Origin of the sequence: Enterococcus sp. DIV0806c, assembly GCF_051710905.1 — a bacterium.
Classification (GTDB): domain Bacteria; phylum Bacillota; class Bacilli; order Lactobacillales; family Enterococcaceae; genus Enterococcus_B; species Enterococcus_B mundtii.
This window is the reverse complement of sequence record NZ_JBIOLO010000001.1, coordinates 2,893,680-2,914,292: the sequence shown is the minus strand read 5'-3', so window position 1 is coordinate 2,914,292 and position 20,613 is coordinate 2,893,680. Positions and strand designations below refer to the sequence as shown.

Annotated in this window: 15 protein-coding genes; 13 read left to right on the top strand and 2 right to left on the bottom strand. The window is 37.5% G+C overall.

Annotated elements, in window-relative coordinates; translation table 11 throughout:
• The first annotated feature begins 71 nt into the window (after positions 1–71).
• The 11 genes from IGK77_RS13500 (at position 72) to IGK77_RS13450 (ending at position 12,975) form a co-directional block, all read left to right on the top strand.
• Positions 72–1,721, top strand: coding sequence for a putative polysaccharide biosynthesis protein (locus IGK77_RS13500; RefSeq protein ID WP_074801397.1), 1,650 nt, complete (start codon positions 72–74; stop codon positions 1,719–1,721).
• A gap of 31 nt (positions 1,722–1,752) precedes the next feature.
• Positions 1,753–2,472: a pseudouridine synthase gene (locus IGK77_RS13495; protein WP_074801393.1), complete on the top strand. Its 720-nt coding sequence runs from the start codon at positions 1,753–1,755 to the stop codon at positions 2,470–2,472.
• A gap of 462 nt (positions 2,473–2,934) precedes the next feature.
• The gene (locus IGK77_RS13490) at positions 2,935–3,627 is read left to right on the top strand and encodes a cell division ATP-binding protein FtsE (protein ID WP_074801389.1); all 693 of its coding nucleotides are present in this window, start codon (positions 2,935–2,937) and stop codon (positions 3,625–3,627) included.
• A gap of 1,141 nt (positions 3,628–4,768) precedes the next feature.
• Positions 4,769–5,716, top strand: a complete 948-nt coding sequence (locus IGK77_RS13485) for an ABC transporter permease (RefSeq protein WP_034689760.1) — start codon at positions 4,769–4,771, stop codon at positions 5,714–5,716.
• Between the two features lie 11 nt (positions 5,717–5,727).
• Complete coding sequence (locus IGK77_RS13480) at positions 5,728–6,648, top strand: carbohydrate ABC transporter permease (protein WP_071867537.1); 921 nt, start codon at positions 5,728–5,730, stop codon at positions 6,646–6,648.
• A gap of 25 nt (positions 6,649–6,673) precedes the next feature.
• Entirely contained in the window at positions 6,674–8,134 is a 1,461-nt protein-coding gene (locus IGK77_RS13475) for an ABC transporter substrate-binding protein (protein WP_071867538.1), read from the top strand.
• Positions 8,135–8,384: 250 nt separating this feature from the next.
• Positions 8,385–8,999 carry a YesL family protein gene (locus IGK77_RS13470; protein WP_074801384.1) on the top strand — a complete coding sequence of 205 codons (615 nt, stop codon included), beginning with the start codon at positions 8,385–8,387 and terminating at the stop codon, positions 8,997–8,999.
• On the top strand, positions 8,992–10,737 hold the full coding sequence (locus IGK77_RS13465; protein WP_074801381.1) for a sensor histidine kinase: 1,746 nt from the start codon (positions 8,992–8,994) through the stop codon (positions 10,735–10,737). The genes IGK77_RS13470 and IGK77_RS13465 overlap by 8 nt, the downstream gene beginning before the upstream one ends.
• On the top strand, positions 10,727–12,181 hold the full coding sequence (locus tag IGK77_RS13460; RefSeq protein ID WP_071867540.1) for a response regulator transcription factor: 1,455 nt from the start codon (positions 10,727–10,729) through the stop codon (positions 12,179–12,181). The genes IGK77_RS13465 and IGK77_RS13460 overlap by 11 nt, the downstream gene beginning before the upstream one ends.
• 236 nt (positions 12,182–12,417) lie before the next feature.
• Complete coding sequence (locus tag IGK77_RS13455) at positions 12,418–12,492, top strand: putative holin-like toxin (protein WP_248299565.1); 75 nt, start codon at positions 12,418–12,420, stop codon at positions 12,490–12,492.
• A gap of 408 nt (positions 12,493–12,900) precedes the next feature.
• On the top strand, positions 12,901–12,975 hold the full coding sequence (locus IGK77_RS13450; RefSeq protein ID WP_229054132.1) for a putative holin-like toxin: 75 nt from the start codon (positions 12,901–12,903) through the stop codon (positions 12,973–12,975).
• Between the two features lie 281 nt (positions 12,976–13,256).
• Here the strand turns inward: IGK77_RS13450 and IGK77_RS13445 are convergent, their stop codons facing one another.
• Together IGK77_RS13445 and IGK77_RS13440 are read right to left on the bottom strand one after the other, a co-directional pair.
• Entirely contained in the window at positions 13,257–15,428 is a 2,172-nt protein-coding gene (locus tag IGK77_RS13445; protein WP_074801371.1) for a GH92 family glycosyl hydrolase, read from the bottom strand.
• Complete coding sequence (locus tag IGK77_RS13440; protein ID WP_074801368.1) at positions 15,409–16,476, bottom strand: GntR family transcriptional regulator; 1,068 nt, start codon at positions 16,474–16,476, stop codon at positions 15,409–15,411. The genes IGK77_RS13445 and IGK77_RS13440 overlap by 20 nt, the downstream gene beginning before the upstream one ends.
• Positions 16,477–16,626: 150 nt before the next feature.
• Between IGK77_RS13440 and IGK77_RS13435 the strand changes: the two genes are divergently transcribed.
• Together IGK77_RS13435 and IGK77_RS13430 are read left to right on the top strand one after the other, a co-directional pair.
• On the top strand, positions 16,627–17,916 hold the full coding sequence (locus IGK77_RS13435; RefSeq protein ID WP_074801364.1) for a glycoside hydrolase family 125 protein: 1,290 nt from the start codon (positions 16,627–16,629) through the stop codon (positions 17,914–17,916).
• A gap of 14 nt (positions 17,917–17,930) precedes the next feature.
• The gene (locus IGK77_RS13430; protein WP_074801361.1) at positions 17,931–20,612 is read left to right on the top strand and encodes an alpha-mannosidase; all 2,682 of its coding nucleotides are present in this window, start codon (positions 17,931–17,933) and stop codon (positions 20,610–20,612) included.
• Position 20,613: the final 1 nt, after the last annotated feature.

The following is a 20,613-nucleotide window of genomic DNA, read 5'->3' as shown; positions in this document are numbered from 1 at the left end:
AAAAGATTGCTACTTTGTGGATTTACACTTAAAATATGAGTAATGTTTTGAAGAAAGTTGGAATCTGATCAATGACTAATCAAAGAAAACCAGCAGTAGAAAATTTGACAGTTCAAGAGAAAATGGCTAGAGGTTCTGCTTGGATGACTGCAAGTAATATGATCTCTCGATTACTTGGTGCGGTCTATATTATTCCTTGGTATGCTTGGATGGGCGAAAATGCAAAGGCTGCCAATGGATTATTCAATATGGGGTACAATATTTATGCGTTATTCTTAATGATTTCAACTGCAGGGATCCCAGCTGCCATTGCGAAACAAACCGCACGTTACAATTCATTGAATGAATACGGGACGTCTCACCGGTTGTTTCTAAGAGCAATGCAAATGATGGCTGTTTTAGGAGTGTTTTTTGCAGGATTTATGTATTTTGCCTCGCCTTGGTTAGCTCGTGCCTCTGGTGGTGGGGAAGAATTGATTCCAATCATGCGCTCATTAAGTGCAGCACTACTAGTGTTTCCTTGTATGAGTGTTATTCGAGGATACTTCCAAGGGAATCAGGAAATGATGCCTTATGCACTTTCGCAAATCGTTGAGCAGATTGCACGCGTTTTTTATCTGTTGCTTTCTACATTCATCATCATGAAAGTCCTGTCAGGTGACTACGTAACTGCGGTGACTCAATCGACTTTTGCAGCATTTATTGGGATGATTGTCAGCTTGGCTGTCTTATTATATTTTTTGAAGAAACATCAAGCGTATACAGCAGCTCGTGTGCAGTACAGTGAAAACCAAGTGACCATTGCCACGAAAGAATTATTGTTGGATACGATCAAAGAAGCGATTCCTTTTATCATCGTAGGATCGGGGATCACGATTTTTAAATTAGTCGATCAATTTACATTTATTAAAATCATGGCGGATACCACTGAATATTCCAATGCCCAATTATTGGATCTTTTTTCGATTTTCAGTGCGAATCCTGACAAGTTGACAATGGTCGTCATTGCTTTAGCGACGTCGATTGCTGCGACAGGCTTACCTTTGATCACGGAAGCGGTAACGATCAAGGATCGTCGTGGACTAGCAAAATTAACAAGCAGTAATTTACAGTTGTTTTCCTTTATTATGTTTCCTGCAACGTGTGGAGTGATGCTCTTGGCATACCCTTTGAATACTTTATTTTATACACCAGATCAACTAGGAAGCCAAGTATTGATCCAAGCAAGTTTTGTCGGTCTTTTTCTAGGACTTTATATGCTTGTATCGAATATGCTCCAAGGGATGTTTGAAAATAAAGCGGCGATCCAATACTTACTGGTTGGGTTTCTCGTAAAATTAGTCTTGCAGTATCCAGCAATCCGTATTTTTGAAGTGTATGGACCATTGCTCGCAACGATGATTGGATTTATCATTTCTTGTTCGTTGATACTAAAGAAAATCCATCAAGTGGCTCGCTTCAATCGGAAATTTGTATGGCGCCGCACCTTATTGATTTTTATTCTTACTCTGTTGATGCTCCTTGCAGCTGGGCTGACGAAAATGATTTTTGGGATGTTCTTGAACCAAGACAGTAAGTTCCAATCACTAATATTAATTGTTTTAGTCGCTGGAGTGGGTGGTTTGGTTTATACGTATCTGGCACTTAAGCTTCGTCTCGCAGATAAGTTATTAGGTCGTCAAGGGATGATTCGCTTACGCCGACGTTTGCGCATCAAATAAGACAGGCATTGCTTGAAAAGGGGACAATCACATGCGTTTAGATAAATTTTTAGCTGACATCGGTCTTGGCAGCCGCAAAGAAGTCAAAGGGCTAATCAAAAAAGGCTTGATCACAGTCAATGGAAACTGTATTAAAAGTGATAAATATCAAGTGAAAGAAACCGAAGACACGGTGATGTATCTAGATGAATCCTTACATTATCAAAAAGATTTTTATTATATCTTGAATAAACCTGCCGGCGTAGTTTCAGCAACTCAAGATAATCATGATCAAACCGTCATCGACTTACTTTCTGATGAAGATTTTCGGGAAGATCTATTTCCAGTCGGTCGGTTAGATAAAGATACAGAAGGATTGTTGATCCTGACCAATGATGGACAGTTTTCACATCAATTACTCTCTCCTAAAAAACACGTAGAAAAAGAATACTTGGCAGAGGTCAAAGGTGTGATGACGAAAGCAGATGTGTCAGCCTTTGCAGAAGGGTTACTCATTGATGGAGAGGAACAGACCCTGCCTGCAAAACTGTTCATTGACTCAGTCGATGAAAAAACAAACACTTCTCGTATCCGCTTGATCTTACATGAAGGCAAATTCCATCAAGTGAAACGGATGGTAAAAGCCGTTGGAAAAGAAGTCACTTACTTGAAACGGATACGTATGGGGAATTTTCTTCTGCCAGAAGATTTAATTCTAGGAGAGTATCGCCAAATGACACCAGATGAATTGGCACAAGTAAGAAGTAAATAGAGCCTGAAACACAGCTTATAGGATTGGGGTATACTACTCAATCCTATAAGCTTTTTGTTTAGGGCTGACAAAGAAGTGTATAGTGGAAAGTCTAAACACAAGAAGGAACTAAAAAGTAATTTCCATATACGATTATGATGTTAAATCAACCAATTATGACGGATAAAACAAAATAATAAATATATAATGTATTATACTCAGTGTATAAATCATTTGAATTTTTTATTAACTAAAAATATTAATTATGTAATTTGCTCAAATAATATTTTAGGAAATATTATGCTCTATTATATTTCTATTTTCCCAAAATGGGAGGTACATAACGAATGAAAAAAAGCTGTTTTAAAAGTTTATTTAGTTTATAACCAGGAATAATAATTTATTTATGTGAGATGGTAGTTCAGAGAAAATATCTATAGGTAGGTTCTATGTCAATATTTCAAAACAATGCAGAGGTGAAGTATGAAAAAGAATAATTTCATCTTGATGGATAATCTTGGAGTGGAACATAAAAACAATAAAGTATTAAAAAATATAAATATGCAAATTGAACATGGAGAATTTGTATTTTTGATAGGAGAAAGTGGCTCGGGAAAAACCACTTTAATTGAGTTGATTCAAGGGAGACGAATGTATAATACGGGTAGCTTGAAAATCAAGGATAAAGAATTATGTCAATATAACTATATCGAATTACAAAATTTAAGGGAAATGATGGGGGTAGTTTTTCAAGACACAAGATTGATTGAAGAGTGGACAGTATTTGAAAATATAGCTTATAAATTGGAATATTTAGGTTATCCATTCTCATTGATACAGTCGAAAGTTGAGGAAGTTACAGCAGATCTAAAAATAGATCAATGTATAAAAAATTTACCTAGAAATTTATCTGGTGGTGAAAGACAACGTGTGAATATTGCCAGAGCAATCGTTGCGAATCCCCCAATTATTATTGCTGATGAACCGACATCTAATTTAGATAAGGCAAATGCAAAAATAGTATTTGAGTTATTGAAAAAAAAGAATAAACTTGGCTCTACGATTATTATGTCTACTCACGATCCTAACTTTATAAAAGAATCTGAATTTAGAATCATTAAGTTAACTAAAGGAGAGAAGGTATATGATCAATGTGGGTCCAACTATTTTATCTAACCTATATCTTGTTAGGAGAAGTATTAAAAGCGCATGTAAAGTAGGATTTAGATATGTTGTTTCGATTACTATTATTGGCATCCTATTTTTTGAGTGTGTCTTTTTGCAACTGTATTTACAAAGATTTATTCAAATAATGGAACAAGAAATAATGAGTAGCGATTTAAAGTCGGCACAACTAAGTTTAGATGGAAATCAGTTTTTAATTATGCAAATTTCTTTTGGGAGGGATATTTTATCCTTTTTAATAGTGATAATTAGCATATATATATTATTTGACTTTAGAAATAAAATTTTACTAATCAAGGTAATTGATAGAACAGATGTTGAAACAAAAATATATTTGGGAATCCAACCTAAATATGTATTGAGAGAATTACTACTAAAAAATTTTTTTATCTACATAATTGGATTAAGTCTTAGTTATATCATTTGTATCTTTCTAAATATGAAACTAGTTTCTTTGCTCAATTCTATTTTGCCTTATGATTTACAGGGACATCATAGAAACTCGATTTTCTTTTCAATGGTTTTTTTTATGTTAATACTTTCTATAGTGTTAGTATTCTACACTATTATAATAGAATTTATTAGTATTCAGAGATTTAAGAGAACCTTTTCACTGTATTAGTACTAATACAGTGAAAAGGTTTCATAAATATTATTGTTTTTTTTGTACATGTGTAATCAGTTTTATTACGGAGTTCTTTTTTTCACATTCTCACTAAATAAAAGTACAGAGCTATTAAAAAATATGCACATGCAGAGAAAATCCATTGACTTAACTAGTATCCAACCACAGCCATACATTATTATGTAAGCATCCAACAGCAAAGTACATAAAAGTTTTTCTAACTGCATTTAAACTAAAAATAGATAGAGCAATAGAAACAAAACCTACTTATAGGATTCAGGAACGTGTTCCTAAATCCTGTAAGTAGGTTTTGTTTATTTATTGAAATCATTATAGATGGCAACCTAAAACAGCTATTTTTCGTTTTTCTGTCTCACGCCTCAGATCAAAATGATTCTTTTACAATCTTCTCTATAATTTGTTTCATTTTCCCTATGATTTGTTCATTTATTATATCTTTTGAAAGCGCTATAATGACAGTGCGAATGAGGTGAAAGGAGTTTTTATATGAGAAAAAGGAAGGGGTTAAAAGGTTTTTTTGGGAATTTATGGCGTTATAAGGCGCTTGTTTTGATGGCGATCCCTGGGATGATCTGGATGATTTTTTTCTTTTACATCCCGGTATTAGCAAATGTCGTTGCGTTTAAAAATTTCCATATTTCTGCGGATGGCTTTCTTGCCAGTTTAAGAGAGAGCCCATGGGTTGGATTGGAGAATTTCAAATTTTTATTTTCTTCTGATCAAGCCTTTCTGATTACCAAAAATACGATTTTATATAATGTGACATTTATTTTACTGAATCTTTTGATATCTGTCGTGTTTGCAATCATTATGAGTGAATTGCGAAATAAACGATTGGTAAAAGTATACCAGACCATGTCATTGCTGCCCTATTTCCTTTCTTGGGTCATCATTAGTTACTTTGTCTATGCGTTTTTAAGTCCAGATAAAGGGATCTTTAATCAATGGCTGGCAGCAAGTGGGAGAGAAACAATCAATTGGTATAATGATCCTAAATATTGGCCGTTTATTTTAGTCTTTATTGGAACATGGAAAGGGATCGGCTATAACAGTATCATCTATTTTGCTTCAGTTATGGGAATCGATCCGACGTATTACGAGGCAGCGATGGTGGATGGCGCAAGCAAGTGGCAACAAATCAAACATGTGACGATTCCACAATTGATCCCTCTGATGACGATCTTGACGATATTAGCAGTTGGAAATATTTTCCGAGCGGACTTTGGTTTGTTCTACAATATCCCAAGAAATTCCGGAGCGCTTTATGAAGTGACACAAGTTTTAGATACTTATATCTATAATGGGCTGACATCCACTGGCGACTTTGGTATGACGGCCGCAGCTGGGCTGTATCAATCGGTCGTCGGCTTTGTTTTATTAATGATCACCAATACGATTGCTCGTCGTTTTGACAGCGAATCGGCATTGTTCTAAGGAGGAGAAAAATGAATAAAAAGAAAGTTCAACGAGTAGAGATTCGCTCGTTTAGTCAAACCACCAACTTTTTCTCCAATATTTTGATTGCACTTTTTGCTTTTTCTTGTGTATTACCATTTATTTTTGTCATTGCGATCTCTTTTACAGATGAATCCATTTTGTCCACGCAAGGGTATAGTTTCTGGCCTAAAACACTTAGTACATTTGGATATACTTTTTTGTTTGACCAGATGCAAAACAAAATTTTTCAGGCTCTTTTCGTCACTGTTCTTGTGACAGTAGTAGGAACGTTGATCAATAGTACAGCAACTTCTTTATATGCTTATGCTATTTCTCGATCCAACTTTCCATTTCGTCGTTTCTTTACAGTCTTTTGTTTGATTACGATGTTGTTCTCACCAGGGATGGTTGCGAACTACTTAGTGATGACGAATTTATTACAACTGAAAGATACGATTTGGGCATTGATTTTACCGATGGCGGTCAGTCCGTTCAATATTATCGTGATGCGAACATTCTTTAAACGTTCGGTGTCTGATTCGATCATTGAATCTGCTAGGATAGATGGGGCGAGTGAACTTCGGATTTTTGTACAAATCGTCTTACCTTTAGCGATTCCAGGAATTGCGACAATTAGTTTATTTGCAGCTTTAGGTTATTGGAATGACTGGTTCAATGCGTTGCTGTATATCCAAAACGATAATCTCGTACCATTGCAATATTTATTGATGAAGATTCAAAGCAATATCCAATATCTTACTCAAAATGCTGGAGCAGGTAGTCAGTTAGCCGGCGGTCTTGCTTCTGTTCCTGGAGAGTCTGCTCGTATGGCAATCGTTGTTATCTCAACATTACCGATTGCGATCAGCTATCCATTTTTCCAAAAATATTTTGTTAAAGGGTTAACGATTGGCGGCGTCAAAGAATAAAGCACTAAAATAGGAGGAAAAAGATATGAAGTTATGGAAAAAATTAGCTTTTACAGGATTCTCAGCACTAACAGCAATCAGTTTAGCAGCTTGTGGGGGCGGGTCAGGTGACAAGGACGATGCAGCGGCCAGTGATACAACGACATTACAAATGTACCAGATCGGTGACAAACCAGATAACCTTGACCAGCTGCTGGAAGTCGCGAATAAACGTATTGAAGAAAAAATTGGTGTAAAAGTCAATATCAATTACATTGGTTGGGGTGACTATGAGAAGAAGATGAACGTGATCATCTCATCTGGTGAAAATTACGATATTGCTTTTGCCAACAACTACGTATCAAATGCACAAAAAGGCGCATTTGCAGATTTGACTGAATTAGCTCCTGAGTATGGAAAAGAAGCGTATGATTCTTTGGATGAAGCATATATCAAAGGTAATCTGGTCAATGGGAAATTATATGCGTTCCCAGTAAACGGCAATGTCTTTGCACAACAAGTGTTGACCTTCAATAAGCCACTATTAGATAAATACAATTTATCGATTGATGGTATTGAAACGTATGCAGATGCAGAAAAAGTTTTACAAGAGTTCCATAAAAAAGAACCGAATACAGCGGCTTTTGCCATTGGTCAAGGATTTAAAGTACAAGGTGATTTTGATTATCCACTAGGAAATACTTTGCCATTTGCGGTTGATTTGAATGGTGACAAAACAAAAATTATCAACCAATATGACAACGAAAATTACATTGAACTGTTACGGACGATGCATAGTTGGTATGATCAAGGATTGATCCCTAGTGATGCAGCGACTAGTAACAAAGATTATCCGTTAGAAGGTAATACATGGTTGATGCGTGGAGAAACACAAGGACCATACGATTACGGCGATACGATTTTAACAAATGCTGCAAATCAAGAATTAGTGTCTAAACCGATCACGGTTCCGTTGAAATCAACAGGACAAGCACAAATGGCAAATTTTGTTGTCTCTAATACGTCAAAAAACAAAGAGAAATCAGTAGAGTTCTTAGCGTTATTGAATAGCGATCCTGAATTACTTAACGGCTTGGTTTGGGGGATTGAAGGAGAAGCATGGGAAAAAGTTGGCGATGACAAAGTGAAATTATTAGACGGATATCAGCCAAAAACTCACATGTCTGCTTGGAATACCGGTAATAATAAAATTCTTTACACACAAGATACGATTACCGATGAAATGATTGCTAAAAGAGATCAATCGATTGCAGAAGCTGAAACTTCTCCAATCTTAGGCTTCAGCTTTAATACAGACAGTGTAAAAACTGAATTGAGTAATATCTCAAATGTCATGAATCAATACCTTGATGGGTTGAACACTGGAACTGTCGATCCAGATGAAACCTTACCAAAACTAATGGATGCCTTAGATAAAGCTGGATACGACAAAGTACTGACAGAAATGCAAAAACAATATGATACATTCCGACAAGAAAACGATTAATCCATACTGAGGTTGTGACGGAAGTGTCTAGCTCCGATAAATAAGGCGGAATCCACGGAAATTGCTCTTGAATTTTTGTGGATTCCGTCTTATTTCCGAAGGAGTTACTTCTGGTATCGGTTATCTAGCTGATAACCGAAGTGTTGCTCCTCGAAGACCATTTATTTGGTTTTAAAGGTTCCAATATGCTCAATGTTACAGTATGTTTTTGTATAATAGGATATGATGAAGAATAAAGGGGGAAAGTCCTGTGTTAGGTAGAGCATTGGAAACAGTATTCATACGCGTATGGGTCATCATGAAATTGACATTGTATTTTTGGGGCTTAGCTGTATGTGGCGGAGTCGTTTTAGGAATCGGACCAGCTTGGAAAGTTGTCAATGAACAGTTTTATCTCCATGGTTTCGAATATAAAGACATTACGATCAGCGAAAGTTGGCAGATGTTCAAACAATCCTTCGTAAGAGGAAATCAATTATTTGGTCTTTTTTCGGCTTGTCTTTTTTTGCTTAGTTATAACTTGTATTTATCTGTACAGATCCAAGGGATTCTTTTCTTAGTGATTGATTTTATTATACTGTTCAGCATGTTGTACGCTTATGCGACGTATCAATATAGTATGATCTTGGATAGTGGCTATCAAATGACTTTAAGAAATCTATTAAAGTTAAGTTTGGTTTCCAGTTTCGCTAGTTTTTCAACTTTCTTAAAAATCATCCTTGGTAGTGGTTTGATTCTTTGGGTGACGTGGAATTATAAAGGGTTGATTTTATTTGGATTGATTGGGTTACTTACAGTTTGGAACGGAACGATCACCAAACAATGGCGGGAAAATCTGGACTTGCAGTTGGAAACATATGAATAGGTTAGATTTCATCTTTTCAAAAGGAACGTTGTTAAACCGCTTATTGCGTAAATATGCCATCATGATGATTGCTCTGACGATGATTGCAACGATCATCATCAGTGTGCATACATTCATCCAAAGACAAATCCAAGCACAACAAGTAGTAAATGAGGCAGTTCAAAGTACGTTGCGAACGCTTAGTGATAAAACAACGTTAAGTAAAGTGATCAAAGATCAATTTGTAGGGGATTCAGATAAAATCGAGAATACCACCACTTATTTAACTAAACCGATCGATCAATATTTGATGTATGCGTATGACCGACAACGACAATCTGCTGATTTTCTTTCATTCCCTAACGTAGTTCGTGATATGTATGTCAATTATGAAGAGGTAAGTAGTGTGTACCTTGTGTTCAACCAATTACCAGAATATTTTGAGTCCACTAGAGAGAACAAAGGCGGGACAGTCAAGAAGGGAACGCCACAATTAAAACAGGCTTTTTATATCAAAATGACGATTACACAAGGTGGCGCAGAAATTGGCAGTATGTTTGTAGGTTTTGATAAAGATGAACTTGATGCAGCGCTAACGAATTTAAATACGTTTAATGGGTTATCTCTTTACATGATTTCCGGAACGAGTAATCGGCTGTATACATTTCATGATCGAGCACTGGGCAAAGAACGAATCTTTGAGCAAGAAAAGTTGATCAGTCAGACCCTACAAGCAGATTCTACATTACCAGTAGAGAAATTAGAAAAATCGAATTTTATCCAATCGCAAGAGGTGTCCGACGATTATCGTATTTTAGCCACATTGGATAAGCGTACGGTTCGCCAAGTAACAGAAAAAAGTTTAGCACCGTTGATTATTGGCGTCATTTTATTGGATGGGTTATTGCTTTTATTTTTATACAAGACGTTCAAACGTTACTCTCAACAAATCGATCGTGTCATGGAAGCTATGGATGAAGTGGCTAGAGGGAATTTAGATACTCGTGTGGATACTAGTATCACTGAATACGAGCTAAAAGACCTATCAGTTGGAATCAATGAGATGTTAGGCAGTATCAATCAATATGTGGAAGATATCTACAAATTAGAAATCAAACAACAAGATGCGCACATGCGCGCATTACAAGCGCAAATCAATCCGCATTTTCTATACAACACATTGGAATATATTCGAATGTATGCCATCAGTGAAGGCAGTGAAGAACTAGCAGATGTTGTCTATGCTTTCTCTGCATTATTACGTAATAACACCAATCAAGAAAAGACGATTCATTTAAAAGAAGAATTGGATTTTTGTGAGAAGTATGTGTACCTCTATCAAATGCGTTATCCTAGTCGCATCGCTTATCATTTCACGATCGAATCATCATTGGAAGAGATTGAAGTACCGAAATTTATCATCCAGCCATTAGTAGAAAATTATTTTAAACATGGCGTTGATTTTACTCGTTTTGATAACGCATTGAGTGTAAAAGTATTTGAAGAAAATGGACTTGTTCATCTTTTGATCCGTGATAATGGCAAAGGAATCACAGAAGAGCGACTAGCTGAAATCAGCGCACAGTTGGCGCAAAGCAAAGTAAAACTCAGTGGATCGATCGGCTTACAAAATGTCAATGAACGGTTACGTGCTAGTTTTGGACCGAGTTATCAGATGACCCTAGCTAGAAATGCAACTGGTGGATTAACGATCCATATTACTTTTAAAATAAAAAGGGGAGCTGCTGATGTCTTATAATGTACTACTAGTTGATGACGAATATATGATCTTGGCTGGCTTACAAAAAATCATCAATTGGCAAAATTTAGGATTTAACGTTGTTGCTACTGCAGAAAATGCTATGCAGGGACTATCGATTTTAGAGACGCAGCCAATTGATCTAGTCGTCACAGATGTAACGATGCCTGAGATGAATGGATTAGAATTTATTGAAGCTGCTCAAAAAGAACATCTTTTTGAATTTATGATCTTATCGGGCTATCAAGAATTTGATTATCTAAAAAGCGGGATGCGGTTAGGCGCTGTTAATTATTTGATGAAACCTGTCAATAAAGCAGAACTGATTACTAGTCTTGAAACCGTCAAGAAACGCTTGGATCATCGAAGACAACAAAAAAACCAACAAGAAGTGTACCAAGAAATTCTATTTAGCCAATGGTTGAATGATGAATTGGATGAACCTAGTGAAGAAGAACTATTAGAAAAACTAGGCAAGCGTCAGCGACGTGTCTTACTTGCACAAGTACCTAGACAGGCTGAAACAACAATCAGTCAGTGGCTGACAAAAAGAAAAGAACCTTTTTATTACCAACGGAATTATGGGGAACTTGTTTTATTTGTTTTGTTGCTTCAGGAAGAGGCAGTAGAGCGGTTTAGCTATTTTGTCGAACAGTCGCTGATGTGTGAGAATTGGCTGATCAGTATTGGGGATGAATCTTGTGATCCGGAAACGATACCGCAAAGCTTCCAGCATGCTAAAGATAATTTACAACTACATCAATTCTATGGGGATCGAAATCAACGTATTTTTTATGCCGAACAAGCAGGAATCAAACAATCAATTGATTTTGTATCATTTAGTCGTGTGTTGAAAAGTGGTCAGTTAGCGGTCGCGCAACAAATGATCTCTGACTTTTTTGAGCAATTCCAACAGGCGGTCATGTCGCCTGAAGACATCCGTCATTTCAGTTTTTTATTATTTATGGATATCCATCGTGAGCTGATCCGTTTAGAAGATGATGAATATTTAACAGGCATCCAAAAAATCAATCAAGCAAAATCTGTCCAAGAGTTGCATCAACTCCTATTATCTTTATTGGAAAATCAGCATAATCAAAAATATAGTCAAAATGTCGAAAAAGTTCTTCAAATCTTACATGAGAAATATAAAGAACCGTTAACCTTGAAAGAAGTCGCAGAACATTTGCATCTGAATGTCATGTATCTAGGACAACTGTTTAAAAAAGAAACTAAAAAAAGCTTCTCTGCGTACTTGAATCACTTAAGAATGGAACAAGCAAAATGGTTGCTGATCCATAGTAATCAAAATATCAATGAGATCTCTAATGAAATCGGCTATAATAATACGACCTATTTTTCAAAATTATTCAAAAAAATCGTCGGACAGTCGCCTTCAGAATACCGAGAAAATCAAGGTCAAACAGAAGGAAGTTTCATCTAAATAAAAAACAGAGATCGTGAGATTTAATATCTCGTTATCTCTGTTTTTATATGATTGAATTAGTAAAAACAATCATATAAAAAAACAAAAAATATAAAATATGTGATGGGTTCTATGTTAAAATGGACGATGTAGATTGTTTATGATGGTAGCTACTCAGGGGGTGATGCTTATGAGCACTTTCCCACTTCAACGAAGGGAGTAGCCTTTTGTCTATTGCGGAAGCACTGGCATTGATGATCCAGTTCGGATCGTTGATGCTTGCGCTTGTTGGCATTATGCTGACAATAAGCAAAAAAGATAAAAAATAAACCCGTCATAAACTTTTAGCAGAAGTTGACGGGTTTACTACGTAAAATTTTGCTACCACAAAACGGCTACATTGAAGCGATGTTCACGCATCGCTTCTTTTCTTTAGTATAGCATCTTAGCGAGTCATTTGTAAATAAAGAGTCATGGATAAAAAATCATTTGAGTAAGGAAATAAAAAAACATAGTGTGTGCGGATGCTGTTCTCTTATATTCTTTTTTTATATGATTGAATAAGTAAAAACAATCATATAAAAAAACAAAAAATGAAAATATGTGAAAGGAAATATGGTAAAATAAACCATGTAGATTGTTTATGATGGTAGCTACTCAGGGGGTGATGCCTATGAGCATTTTCCTACTTCAACGAAGGGAGTAGCCTTTTGTCTGTTGCGGAAGCACTGGCATTGATGATCCAGTTCGGATCGTTGATGCTTGCGCTTGTTGGCATTATGCTGACAATAAGCAAAAGCGATAAAAAATAAACCCGTCATAAACTTTTAGCAGAAGTTGACGGGTTTATTTTAGCTCAAAACATGCTACCACAAAACGGCTACATTGAAGCGATGTTCACGCATCGCTTCTTTTCATTAGTATAGCATCTCAACGAGTCATCTGTAAACAACGAGTCATGAGTGAAATCAATCATTCAATAAAGTCCTAATGAAGTCGCACATTCTCTAAAATTAGTGCTGAAGAGGGTGGCAAATGGAATTAACTACAGAGTAAGCACTGGGGTAGAAGCTTCCTTAACCACGCTTCTTTTCTAGCTGAACCACTGATATGATTCTTGGCGACTTAAAGAATAAGGCAAGCTATCCTCTGAATAAGTTTTAGTATGAGGAACAATGCCTAAATGGTAGTTGATCGTGCCACCGTTTAGTAAATCTTTATGAGTAAAATATAGCTTTTCATAAGTGTAGCCATCTCGACTTACATGGTGAATAAACTGTTGTTGGGGCTGATTAGGCGTAGCATGGATAGTCAATTGATTGCCGTTTGAAAGTGTTAAGATCACTTGATCAAACAGTGGGATACCAATGACATACTCACCGGTTCCAGGTGTAACTGGGTAAAAACCTAAACTGTTAAAGATATACCAAGCGGCCATACTGCCATTATCCTCGTCGCCAGGATAGCCAGTAGGTGATGCATCGAAAAGTTGCGTAAGCAACTGTTTGATCAAAGGTTGTGCCATTTCGGGTTTCCCAAGGTAATGGAAAAGATAAGGGTAGTGAAAACTTGGTTGATTAGAGATGGCTAATTGTCCAAATTCAGTTGCTGCCATCTCACTCATTTCATGGATTTCAAACCCATAACCACCGACTTCAAACTTAGGCGGTTGATTACATAATTCAACTAATTTGTTCTCAAAAGCTTGTTTTCCACCATGCGCTTCGATCAGTCCTGCAAAGTCATGGAAAACAGCAAAACTACTTTGCCATGCACTTCCTTCTGCGTAATCTGTGCCCCAAGAGATAGAGGAGAAATCAGGACGGAATTGTCCTGAGCAGTCTTTTGAACGCATAAAACCAGTTGTTGTATCAAAAACATTGCGATAGTTCATGGATTGTTGCTGATAGTGATGAGTTGTTTCAACATCAGCTAGTGTTTGAGCAACTTGACTGATACAAAAATCACTGTAGGCATAATCAAGTGTGTGATTGATCGATTCATGGTAATGGTTTGGCACGTAGCCATACTTCAAATAATCGATTGTCCCTTGGCGACCATAATTTTGTTGATCACTTTGAACTGTCGCCCCTTTTTTCATGGCTTCTAAAAATTCCGGCATATTCTGACTGCCGATACCTTTGATGGCAGCATCAGCGATCACTGCATCGATCAATGTTCCAGGCATGAGACCTCGTTCATCTGGAGAAAGCCATTTAGGTAAGAAGCCAGTTTCTCGATAACTGTTTAAAAAACCTTCCAACATCTCTTCATATTTTTCGACCGCAATCAATGAAAAGAGTGGGTAAACCGTTTTGTACGTATCCCAAAAACCATTATTTGTATAAAGAATCCCATTTTTTACTGTACAACTAGTGGTATCATAATGGATTTTTTTTCCTTCTGGATCAATTTCGTAAAAGGTTTGTGGGAATAGGAATGTCCGATATAAATTGTGATAGAACGTTTGCGTTTGTTTTTGATCATGATGGTTGATTTTGATTCGATCAAAGTAGTTTTGCCATTGCTCCCGACTGTCTAAAAGATAGTCTTTTTCTTGTTTTTCTTGCCCTTGTTCCAAATTGTGGTGAGCTTGCTCATTACTGATGAATGACGTCCCTAGCCGAATCGTCTGTTGCTTGATATGACCAAAATTAAGAGCTACAGTGTCTGCTTTTTCGCTAGAATGCTCGAGTTCACTACTTGTCAGAGGCTGATCGAGACTCAAAACAAAATAAAAAGTGAAATTCGGATCTTCTGCACCCGCAAAATGAGTGACTTGGCCTTCTAGCGTGTAGGCATCTTTTGCAGTAAGACGGAAACGGCCAGGAAAAGTTAGTAATAAACCGCTATCATTTTGTTGGTAAGTGATGGAAAGGATGCCGCCATACATACTAGGGATTAATGTCGATTGAATACCGTAACGCAATTGGTCAATGGAAAGGTGGGTGGGACAAAAAGTACATTCTTCTGGGCGATACGAACTTTGGGCATGGAACACCGTGGGTTCTTGTAATACTCCACTGAACGGAGTCATCAAAAAGTGGCTGAAATCCCCCATCCAAGGACTAGGTTGATGAGTCAAACGATAGCCTTGGAAAATCCGGTCATCGGGGTGAAACCACCAACTACCTCTTTGTTCATTTGTCTGTGGGGCAAAATAGTTCATACCAAAAGGAACGCCTGTATAAGGCAGGCAATTCCCATTAGAAAAGTTGGCTTGATTCGCAGTGCCATGACGTGTATCAATTTGTTGAATGTCCATGTGTATACTCCTTTGTCGATTGTCGTTGGATCAAAGTAACAGGATGTTTGATGTCAGCCGGTTTTTCTTTTGTTTGTAACCACTGGATCATCGCTTTGCCCGCAAGTTCGCCTAATTGGAGAAAATCTTGGGCAATCGTTGTTAAAGGCGGATCAACCAAAGCAGCAGCTTGGATATCATCGAACCCAATGACGGAAAAATCATTGGGAATGGTGTAACCCAATTGTTTTAACGTAGTCATTGCTTGAATTGCCACTAAGTCATTCTCACAAACAAACGCTGTAACGCCATGTGTATGAATGTAGTTAGCTAATTCATTAGTGGTCGCCATTGGATCATTTAATGCAGTATGGAACGATAACTCTGCTTTATTCAGTGCTTCAAGATAACCGAGATAGCGTTGTCTCACGGATTGTGGATGGGATAAATCGCCAAAAAGATAAGCAATTTTTTTGTGTCCTTGTTCAATCAGCTGATTGGTTCCTAAAGAACCACCTTGAAAGTTATCCGATAAGACAGTTGGAAAAGGTAACTCATATATTTTTTTATCTAGCATGAGCACTGGAAAGTCTTTTAAGGAAAGCTCAAAAAGCAAGTCAAGATGTTGATCTGTTTCAAAAGCATAATAAATCAAGCCATCAAATTCTTGCATCAGATCATTGGCTGTCTTTGTTTCTAAAAAATCTAAAGTCGTCATCATGACCTCGAATTGATGTTCTTGCATGATTGGATTCAAGCCCTGAGTAAAGTCACCCACGGATAAATCAGACAAGTAAGGCAAAAGAAATAAGATTCTTTTTTGAGTAGAGAGACTACGTGAAGGAACACCTTTTTTGGGAGCTTTAACAAAACTTCCTTTTCCGCGTACACGATAAATCAATCCTAGTTGTTCTAATTCTGTCAATGCCCGTTTGGATGTGATCCGACTAACATTGTATTGTTGGGATAGTTCTTTTTCAGTGGGAACTTGACTGTCGACAGGTAAAGTTCCATCATGTATTGCTTTTTCTAGCGCTAAAAATATTGTTTTATATAATGGTTGCTCCATAATTACACCTCTTAATGATATATCATAACTAAATCATAGCATAATAATTGAAAAAGTAAATAGAAAAAAGTTTATTGAAAGCGTAGACATTTATAGTATAAGCAGGTATAATCCATAATGACATATCAAATAAAAGGGAGTTTATATAATATGGCTTATAAAGATATACCTAATTCAGTGAAGCGATTTATGGATGACATGATACAAAAATGTGGAGAAGAGCATGCAGATTGGGCTAAGAATTTTTCTTCTGCCTTTGCGAATACGTTATTGACCACAGTCAAAAGGCAAGAGGATGGGACAACTTTTCTACTCACAGGAGATATCCCTGCAATGTGGTTACGTGATTCCACCGCGCAGGTTCGTCCTTATTTAGTGATTGCGAAAGAGGATGAAGATTTAGCTGACATGATCAGTGGGTTAGTCAAAAAGCAATTTTACTATATCACGATCGATCCATATGCAAATGCGTTCAATGAACAAGCAAATGGCGCAGGGCATCAAACCGATCACACTCAAATGAACGATTGGATCTGGGAAAGAAAATATGAAATCGATTCTTTATGCTACCCTGTTCAACTAGCTTATTTACTTTACAAGAATACCGGACGTACAGATCAATTTGACCACTCATTTATTGAGGGAATAAAAAAAATCTTAGAAGTTTTCCAAGTAGAACAAGACCATCGACAATCGCCTTACACCTTTACAAGAGACACCACAAGAAAAGAAGATACGTTAGTCAACGAGGGACGTGGATCGGCGATTGCGCCCACGGGTATGACTTGGTCAGGATTTCGTCCGAGCGATGATGCCTGTCAATATGGCTACCTTGTCCCATCCAATATGTTTGCTGTAGTTATTCTAGGATATGTGGAAGAGATTTTTACCTCAATTCTTGAAGACCAAGAAATCGTTGCAAAAGCAAACGACTTAAAAACAGCCATCCAAGAGGGGATTGCCACCTATGGAAAAATCGAAAATCAACAAGGTGAAACGATTTATGCGTATGAAGTAGACGGCTTAGGGAATGCCTCATTAATGGACGATAGCAATGTGCCTAATTTGATTTCAGCACCTTATTTGGGTTATTGCTCCAGTACAGATGAACACTATATAAATACGCGAAACACTTTGTTAAGTGAAGAGAATCCTTACTATTATGAAGGGAAGTATGCAAAAGGAATTGGTTCTTCGCATACGCCCGAGAATTATATTTGGCCAATCGCCCTAGCGATGGAAGGAATGACGACAGAAGACAAACAAGAAAAAGAACGAATCCTTGACTTACTAGTAGCGACCGATGCAGGGACACACTTGATGCACGAAGGTTTTGATGTGGACAACCCGCAAAACTATACAAGAGAGTGGTTTTCTTGGGCAAACATGATGTTTTGTGAGTTAGTCATGGATTACTTTGATATCCGAGTGGAAAAATAAGGAGGAGAATAGATATGAATAAAAAAGTGTATATCATTTCTCATAGCCATTGGGATCGTGAGTGGTACATGGCATATGAGCAACATCACATGCGATTAGTGGAGTTAATGGATGATTTGTTGGAGCTGTTTGAAACCGATCCAGACTTCAACAGCTTTCATTTAGATGGACAAACCATTATTTTAGATGACTATCTACAAGTACGTCCTGAAAAAAGAGAAGCAATCCAACAAGCCATCGATGCAGAGAAATTACGGATTGGACCATTTTATATTTTACAGGATGATTTTTTAATTAGCTCAGAGTCAAATGTTCGGAATATGTTGATCGGTATGGAAGAAAGTCGCAAATGGGGAACGCCGGTCATGCTAGGTTATTTCCCTGATACCTTTGGCAATATGGGACAAACGCCACAAATGATGAAGCAAGTAGGACTAGAAGCTGCTGCGTTTGGTCGTGGGGTGAAACCGATTGGCTTTGATAATCAAGTACTAGAAGCTGAGAACTATTCGTCACAATATTCTGAGATGTGGTGGAAAGGTCCTGATCAAACGGAGATCTTTGGGTTATTGTTTGCCAACTGGTACAGTAATGGGAATGAGATTCCAGCTGAGAAAGAGGCTGCGATTCGTTTTTGGGATCAGAAGTTAGCAGATGCCGAGCAATATGCGTCAACGGACCATTTACTGATGATGAATGGGGTGGATCACCAGCCTGTACAAAAAGATATAACAAAAGCAATTCGATTAGCCAATGAATTGTATCCTGAATATGAATTTATTCATTCCAACTTTACGGATTATCTAGCAACTGTACAACAGGATCTTCCTCAGGATCTTGGCGCAGTTGAAGGAGAATTGACGAGTCAAGAAACCGATGGCTGGTATACGTTAGCCAATACAGCTTCTGCGAGAGTTTATCTCAAACAGTGGAACACAAAAGTACAGCGTCAACTTGAAAATGTCACAGAACCTTTAGCAACGATGGCGTATGAAGTAACAGGAAAGTATCCCCACGATCAATTAGATTATGCTTGGAAAACACTGATGCAAAACCATCCTCACGATAGCATTTGCGGATGTTCAGTTGACTCCGTACATCGAGAAATGATCCCGCGTTTTGAAAAAGCCAATGAAGTGGGGAGATTTTTAGCACAAGAAGCGTTGGATCAACTGGCAACAGCTATTGATACCAGTGGATTTTCGAAGGAAAGTTATCCTTTTGTCGTTTTTAATACCGCTGGAATGCCCAAAACAGGGTCAGCCGTAATCACTTTAGAGTTGGAACGAAAACGATTTGCAGAAGGGATTCCAGAGGAGCTATATCAAGAATTGGCGGAGCAACCTAAGAAATACTACCATGTGGAAACGTCTGACAAAAAACAGATCCCAGCTTTGGTTTCTGAAGAAGTTGTATCATTTGGCTATGATTTACCGAAAGATCGCTTTAGAGTGCCATATATGGCAAGATATGTCACGATTGAGCTACCAATTGATGAAATGCCCGCATTTTCTTGGGAAACATTCGCTTTAGTTGAAGGAGTTGCGGATGAAAAACAAGAGTCGATGATTACTCAAGCAGGAAGCTGTATTGAAAATCAATTCGTGCATGTATCCATTGAGCAAAATGGGACATTGACCTTATTGGATAAAACGACCGGGCAAGAATTTGAAGAGTTATTGACATTTGAAGACGTCGGTGACATCGGTAACGAATATATCTTCAAGCAACCAGAGAATGAAAAAGCGATTCTTTCAAAAGACCAACCGAGAAGTACTGTTGAGATCATCAAGGATACATCTGAAATCGCTCAAATCAAGCTAACTCAAACCATTGACATCCCTATTTCTGCAGATGCTCGGTTAGAAAAAGAGCAACAAATGGTACGAGAGTTCCGCTTTAGACAAGCCCAACGCGCAAAAGAAACAAAGCCACTGACAATCACAACACTGATTACGTTGCGTGCAGAGAGCAAAAAGATCGATTTTAAAACAACTATCGACAATCAGATGAAAGATCATCGCTTACGTGTCTTATTCCCGACGAAGTTACATGTGGAACAACACGAAGCAGATAGTATTTTTGAAGTCGTAGCTCGTCCAAATCAAGTCTCTGCAAGTTGGGAGAACCCGACCAATCCCCAGCATCAACATGCCTTTGTCCAATTAGGGGATGAAAGCCAAGGGATAACGATTGGTAATTTTGGTTTGAATGAATATGAAATCTTGGATGGAAAAACTATTGCGGTGACATTACTGCGTTGCGTCGGTGAGATGGGCGACTGGGGTTATTTCCCGACACCGGAGGCACAGTGTTTAGGTGTTCACCAATTCGATTACAGTTTAGAGGTTCACTCCGGAAAAGATAAATTTGACACATACAAACATGCTTATGCAGCTCAAATTCCATTTTCGACAAAGCAATTGTCCAATCAAGTAGGCAAACTATCACCGAAAAAACAATATTTATCAATCGAAGGGGAAACGTTTGCAATTACTGCTTTGAAACGAAGCAAACTTAATGATAAACTAGTAGCGAGAGGATTCAATATGTCTAGTCATTTAGAATCGTTACATTTGATGAAAAATGGCAAAAAAGGCAAACGGTTGAATCTCCTTGAAGAAGAATGTCAAGAGACGATTGACGAAATGCTCCAGCCTTATGAGATTCGGACAGTCGGCTTTGAGGAGGAATAAT